Below are 3,437 nucleotides of genomic sequence, written 5' to 3'. Positions count from 1 at the left end.
GGATATTGTTAGGTCTCGAAATCCTGATCGGGGCCGACATTATCGCTACGATCATATCTCCCTTAACGTGGGAGAGTGTCGGTCTACTTGGGCTGATCGTTTTAATTCGTACGTTCCTGAGCTTCTCACTTGAAGCCGAAATCGATGGTGAATGGCCGTGGAGACGGGCGCGACGCAAACGGGCTGAATAAGACGCCTGGTTCTCACCGCGGTCGTGATTTTCGGGCGCCGCATCGCCGCGAATCGTCGGTTTCAGGTCCAGAACGCGGGCGGCGCCCCTTTTTCAGATGGATCCGCTTGGGTTCAGAGATCGGCATGCAAGTTCCGCGGCAATCCGCCCTCCAATACCGAAATGATCTCGCCCCAATACGAGAAATAGTCGCCCCCTGATTCGGACATGTTCACATGTCCGTCATACATCGTCTCAAGGGCGAGCTGCTCAATGCGGGCGGGGACGGCGATCCTGGAGCTTGCCGCCACCATGGCCTTTGGCCGTGTTCAGGTGCGCCGTGGTGAGATCAGCGGACGATCGTTGGATGGCAACCGGCCACAGGGGGGCCGGCAGGAGGGCGACGGCCGGACCAGCGGTCCCGGGGCGCCCAAACGGCGCCGCTGCCGGTTTGTCGCCCGAGTTTGGTCGGAGGATTACCCGTTCGGATGCCTTTCGGCTAAGTGCTTGTAAATTCTGGTGGCGGGGGCCTAAAGCCACGGAGACTTGTAAGGGAAGTTCCGGTTATGCGCGAATACGCCTGATCATCGCGATATGCGCACAAAGACAAGCAAAAAATACGAGACCAAGCAGGGCCGTCCCGAGGAGTGAATCTGTTATCTGTAGCACCGACCAATCACCGCGCAGCACCTGCGGCAGTGTAAGGCTCGAGAGACCGGCCTGCGTATTGACGACTCTGACCATGGCAAGCGCTGTCGCGACGAGTGCGACATGTGCGTGGATGAAAGTTGTCCTCGGATATCGTTCCGGACGCATCGCAAGATAGACTCCGAAAAGTGCCGCAAGCATTGATATCGTGAAAGCACCCCAGACCTCGATCCCGGTRTTGGCCAGAAGTTGAAAGACGGGTTCGCGCATCACAGGAAGTATCGTCATGTAGAGCCACCAGGCCCATACGCTTGAAGGATAATGCGCGAGCAGAACCATGCTGACGAGAAAAGTCGCCGCCAAAGCATAGGCCACAGACGGCCCCAATCGAACGACTGCTAGAACTAGGTTCCGCATATATTATGCTCTCTTTCGCCCGGGGCGCCAGCTGCACCAATAAAAGCAATATATAAGATTGACGCTTAACTGTGGCTTACCGGATCATCGCTTTCGCAATAAGGTTTCGGCTCGCGGCAAACTRCAACCATCTTGGCAAGAAACACAACCTCTCATCAAGCGAGGATCGTTACGTCATTGCGTCCTGTTGCAGCAACGACACTCTATAGCGTGACATGTGTCTCTTTAATGCGACTCGCTGCATCAATTCTTTCTTTATTAGCTTTTTTTAAGCAGGATTTTCCGTGAGCGCATGCAAGGGCACCTCTAGGATGCCTGAAAGCTGGGGGGGATGAATGGGAGCGTTTCAGATCAGGTCGCGGATCAGATACCTTACGTTACCGCTCGCCGCGATTGCGGCATTGACCGGATGCCAGTCTTCAAGTGTCGATGACTTGGCAGCTTTTGGCGATAGCGCAAAGACTCTCGAAGATGACTCTGCGGTCGCCTTCTACAAGAACGACGAATTGATCACCACGGGAAAGCTTCAGTTCAAGGAGAAGAACTACGGAAAGTCATATGCAGTTTACAAACGTGCAGTTGCGATTTTCCCAGAGGATCCGTCTGCCTGGCTGGGCTTTGCGGCCTCAGCCGATATGATCGGCCGGTTCGACACCTCCGACCGTGCCTATCTGCAACTGTCGCGGATGATCGGCAATACGCCCGTCTACTACAACAACATAGGATACTCCCATCTCCTGCGCGGCGACCTGCCGAAGGCCAGACGCTACTTCCTGAAAGCCTATGAGCTCGACCCCACGAACGAGACGACTGCCCGAAATATCGAACTGATGAAAAACAGTGTAAATTTCGCGCAACGATAGAACCTGAAGCGCATCCGGCGGACGTTCGGCAAACACATCGAAAAATGCCGCCGGCAGAAGGCGCATGTCCAACATTGCTGTCAGGCGACACGGTCTTCCACGAAAATCGCTACCAATTTCCCGGCGAAGCTGCCGCCGCGCGAATCCTTCCGAATCGATCCGAGGATAAAATCACGCCGCAATTCAAGGTGCTACAGCGACCTTGAACATCTGAAAAGACGCTGCTGTATGGAAAATCCGGGGGCTATTGCACCTTGCGGAGTATCAACTTGCCTTCCGGCGAGACCGATCTTTCATAGCGCGGCAGGTCGGCGACAGAAACACCCTGAGCATCGACAGAGGTCATGCTGTCGTTCAGGATTTCCTGGCCAGCAGACACRGCGGCGAATGAAGACTGAAGATGCTGCACATCCTTGCCTGGTGCGCTCAAGATCTGCGCTCCGCCGGAAGCAAACAGGCCAGAACGCATTCGGCCATCCAAATTCGCCACATCCTTTTGCAGGCTCTCCACATGCTGTCGAATGATCGCCACTTCGTCAGCCTTGGCACCTTTGGCGATATTATACCCCTGCTTGTCGATCTGCGTCTTCAGGCCGTCAATCGATAGTTTGAGTGCGGCAAGCGTCTCGCGGCTTCCACGGACGTCTGCGGCATTCTTGGCCGTATAGAGCAGAATGCCTGCATTCAATGGTAGGAGCATAAACGCTATTGCGATGAACGGCGCGGCTTTCGAACGGGTCGGCTCCTTGGCCGTTTGTTCGCAACGTTGCCTTGAGCCGTCAGCTTCGACATCGACGTTTGCAATGCTGGTCATCGAGATTACCCCCTTCCCGCGAGCAGCGGCCGAGCCACCCTCGTACATGCGACACCAGTATTTCAGAATTCCCTTAACAATAAGCCTATGCCGCTGCCATGATCGCATCCCACCGCCACCTGCCTAATCCAACGTGAACACCCCTTCCCACGCCCGCTCCAGCATCTCCAGCGATGCAACCTTCGGCATTGCATTAAACTCGCAATAGGCCCCGATAAAATCTATCAGGTACTTGGGATGATAGCACGACGCCGGCAACTGGAAATTGTACTTACGATCATAGAACAGGTTCAACTCATCATAATCTATTTCAATCGCAACAGTGCGGGCATACGCATCAAAGATCTGGATATATTCTTCCCGAGAAGGGTTATTCACAAATATCTTGTACTTGAGACGCCGCAGGCCTGCCTCGTCGGAGAGGTCTTTCGGAGCGATATTGGTCGAGAAGACGACAAGTTCGTCGAACGGGACCTTGAATTTCTTCCCCGTATGCAGCGTGAGGAAATCATACCCGCGCTCAAGT

Annotated in this window: 5 protein-coding genes and 1 pseudogene; 2 read left to right on the top strand and 4 right to left on the bottom strand. The window is 54.6% G+C overall.

Going from position 1 to position 3,437, the window contains the following annotated elements; genetic code table 11:
• The coding region (locus AC1D17_RS28130; RefSeq protein WP_477568515.1) for a DUF1622 domain-containing protein at window positions 1-191 on the top strand (191 nt) is incomplete at its 5' end.
• A 112-nt stretch (window positions 192-303) separates the two neighbouring features.
• Here the strand turns inward: AC1D17_RS28130 and AC1D17_RS28125 are convergent.
• Entirely contained in the window at window positions 304-483 is a 180-nt protein-coding gene (locus AC1D17_RS28125; RefSeq protein WP_477568514.1) for a hypothetical protein, read from the bottom strand.
• A 250-nt stretch (window positions 484-733) separates the two neighbouring features.
• The gene (locus tag AC1D17_RS28120) at window positions 734-1,192 is read right to left on the bottom strand and encodes a hypothetical protein (protein ID WP_477568513.1); all 459 of its coding nucleotides are present in this window, start codon (window positions 1,190-1,192) and stop codon (window positions 734-736) included.
• Window positions 1,193-1,569: 377 nt separating this feature from the next.
• On the opposite strand from AC1D17_RS28120, the gene AC1D17_RS28115 reads away from it, so the two are divergent.
• On the top strand, window positions 1,570-2,097 hold the full coding sequence (locus AC1D17_RS28115; protein WP_477568512.1) for a tetratricopeptide repeat protein: 528 nt from the start codon (window positions 1,570-1,572) through the stop codon (window positions 2,095-2,097).
• 244 nt (window positions 2,098-2,341) lie between these two features.
• On the opposite strand, the gene AC1D17_RS28110 is transcribed toward AC1D17_RS28115, so the two are convergent.
• Both AC1D17_RS28110 and AC1D17_RS28105 read right to left on the bottom strand, forming a co-directional pair.
• Complete coding sequence (locus AC1D17_RS28110; RefSeq protein WP_477568516.1) at window positions 2,342-2,911, bottom strand: hypothetical protein; 570 nt, start codon at window positions 2,909-2,911, stop codon at window positions 2,342-2,344.
• A gap of 123 nt (window positions 2,912-3,034) precedes the next feature.
• Window positions 3,035-3,437: pseudogene (locus AC1D17_RS28105) on the bottom strand (AAA family ATPase); the annotation flags it as partial.

Source organism: Pararhizobium sp. P1_E7 (genome assembly GCF_056405855.1).
This window is presented reverse-complemented; position numbering and strand designations above follow the sequence as displayed.